Below are 2,587 nucleotides of genomic sequence, written 5' to 3'. Positions count from 1 at the left end.
TGCTTTAGCCTGATATTCTAATAAATCCATACTAATTTTAACGTTTAATTTTCTTAAGTTAATAACATTATTTTTAAGTTATCTGATATTTATTTGATAAATTTTGCAGCTATTATTTTTGCGAATATACTTAATAGTTCAAATCAAATTTAATTTTTATTAAATTATTAATTAATAGTTTTGAAGGAGGATAATTATTTCTTTTAAAAAGGAACTACTTTCTTTATTACTTTTTGTTCAAAACGGAATTTGCATAATTTATTTTATCAATGTTACTATTAGAAGTAATTAGATTAATATTATGTAGATCAATCAATTGATTAGTTTATGATAATTTTAGCAATTCTAAATCTGAAAAATTGTTATGCCTATAACTTTGAGTATCGTGATTTTAGTTAAATAACATCAAACTTAGGTTTCACACTTTAGAAATAGAATTGCTATATATTTCATCTCCGATACTTAGTCTGTTAAAAACATTATTGATCGCTAGTAAGAGTAGTTCAAATTACCATCAAACTAAGTAATTAGATAATAATAACCTAAATTTTTAACTTTCCCAATCCCCTTTATGAACTGTTTTTACCCACTTTAGTCGCTTAGGTAATATAGACATCCGGGTAATAGTAGCGCCCATCACTACAAACCAATGCAACATATAAAAAGTGCCTCGCACACTTTCTAAAAAAGTAAGTAGTATAGACAATGGATGTTCTTTCTCAGAAACAAAGTCCAACTTCCCTTCTCCAACCATACTCTTTTCTTGCTTCCTGGTTCGACGTAAACCGATAAACATTCCCAATACAGAAACTGTTACAGTAAACACAGTCAAAGGACTGGTGATGGGTAAACGACGCAAAATTATTGCCATAAGGAAATCAGGTACAGCAGCAACCGATATTAGATATTGTGTCACCAAAAATTGCCATAAATCCCAAGTCTTACCAAATCTCATTCGGTTACGCAAAATCAATTGCCAGTAGTCTAGATAACGCTGATATCCACCCTCTGCCCATCGGGAACGTTGATGCCATAAAGCTTTTGGGTTAGTTACCCCTTCCTCCATTACTGCTGGAAAACTGAGAAAATCTATATCCCATTGATTTAAGTGTAGGCGAATTGTTAAATCTAAATCATCAGTAATAGTCTGTTCATTCCACCCCCCACACTCTTTGAGGGCGTTCAAACGTACAAATTGGCCATTCCCCCTGAGTTCACCAACCCCACCAATTGCAATTCGTTGTTCCTGAAAAAAGCTATCTAGAGCCATTTCTCGTGATTGGCCTTTTGTCAAAAAATTTAAACCAGCATTGGCGATCGCTTTTCTAACTTGTACTGCTCCTACTTCTTCTCTTGCAAAAAGTGGTACTACCTTTCGGAGTAGATCTGGTGTTACCTCTGCATCTGCATCAAACACTCCTAAAATTTCTCCCCTAATCAAAGGTATAGCAGTATTGAGAGCGCCTGATTTACCTCCACTGGCATCTGGACTTCTCCGAATAACATTGAGCTGCTGATATTCTTTGGCCAACTGTTCTAACAATATAGGGGTTTGATCTGTACTATTGTCATCTATTACCCAGAGTTCGTAATTATTGGTTGGATAATCTAAAGTAAAGATATTTTTTACCAGTTTACTAATTACAGCTTCTTCATTTTTAGCTGCTACTAACAGAGAGACATAAGGCCAGTCTGTCGAATTTTCTTCTGATAGAGGTTTTGGAGGTAATTTTGGTTTAGCGAATAGTATTCTCAACAGTTGAACTGATAGTAAACCTGTTAGACCTAAAATTACCCAATATCCCCAGGAAAGTAAGTGCAGAAGGATAGTAGTAGTCCAAATCAGAAATGACATAAGTGCTGCTTTACGTCTACGACCATCGTAAATATTCTGATGATTACTTAACACTTCATTTTGTTGTTTTATTTGAGTCTGGTCTAAGCATTTCTGAGTTTCTGCCACCTGATTATTTTGCTGTTCGTTATAGAATTGATCGTTTTGATGAATTTGGGTTTCCCGATAATAATCGTTTTTGGGCCAAGAACTGTTCGGCATAACTAAATTTATCTTAAAAGATCCGATCGCTAATAATTTTCTTATTTTTTAAGAGACTAACCTAATTCGGTCTGAAAAAACTATCAATATGGTCTTTGTTAAGTGAAGAATGTAGAGGGTAGTTTAGCTAACAATTATTGCACCATACTTAATAGAAAATCTTAGAGCCGATTTTTTAAGGGAGCTGAAACCTTGGTTTTATTTAGCTTTGATAAATTTACACTGTAGTTACTTATAATATAATTTTCGGGGACATAGATATTATTGATTCAGGAGAGTATTAGGATGCCAATTAATCAATTAAAGCCAGCCGAAAAAGGGGAAGTAGCTGTTTACACTCCATATTACCCAGATAACAGACGTAAATACCTAGCTCATGCTATTAGTCTTTACAAACAAAAAAGTCTGGAAGGAGCAAGAGATATTGAAGGAGGAGAGAATATCCCTTTTGTTGTCACCTGGAATGTTTCTATATTACCTGCAGACATAACTCGTTGCCGAATGCAGTTTGATGGTAATCAGGAACTTAGA

Annotated in this window: 2 protein-coding genes; one reads left to right on the top strand and one right to left on the bottom strand. The window is 34.1% G+C overall.

Translation table 11 applies throughout. From position 1 onward, the window contains the following. Window positions 1-550: 550 nt before the first annotated feature. Window positions 551-2,056 carry a glycosyltransferase family 2 protein gene (locus F6K13_RS27855; RefSeq protein ID WP_287289114.1) on the bottom strand — a complete coding sequence of 502 codons (1,506 nt, stop codon included), beginning with the start codon at window positions 2,054-2,056 and terminating at the stop codon, window positions 551-553. 285 nt (window positions 2,057-2,341) lie between these two features. On the opposite strand from F6K13_RS27855, the gene ebsA reads away from it, so the two are divergent. Beyond that, the coding region (gene ebsA, locus F6K13_RS27850; protein WP_287289112.1) for a type IV pilus biogenesis protein EbsA at window positions 2,342-2,587 on the top strand (246 nt) is incomplete at its 3' end.

It is taken from the genome of Okeania sp. SIO2B9 (genome assembly GCF_010672505.1).
GTDB classification, from domain to species: Bacteria; Cyanobacteriota; Cyanobacteriia; order Cyanobacteriales; family Microcoleaceae; genus Okeania; species Okeania hirsuta.
This window is presented reverse-complemented; position numbering and strand designations above follow the sequence as displayed.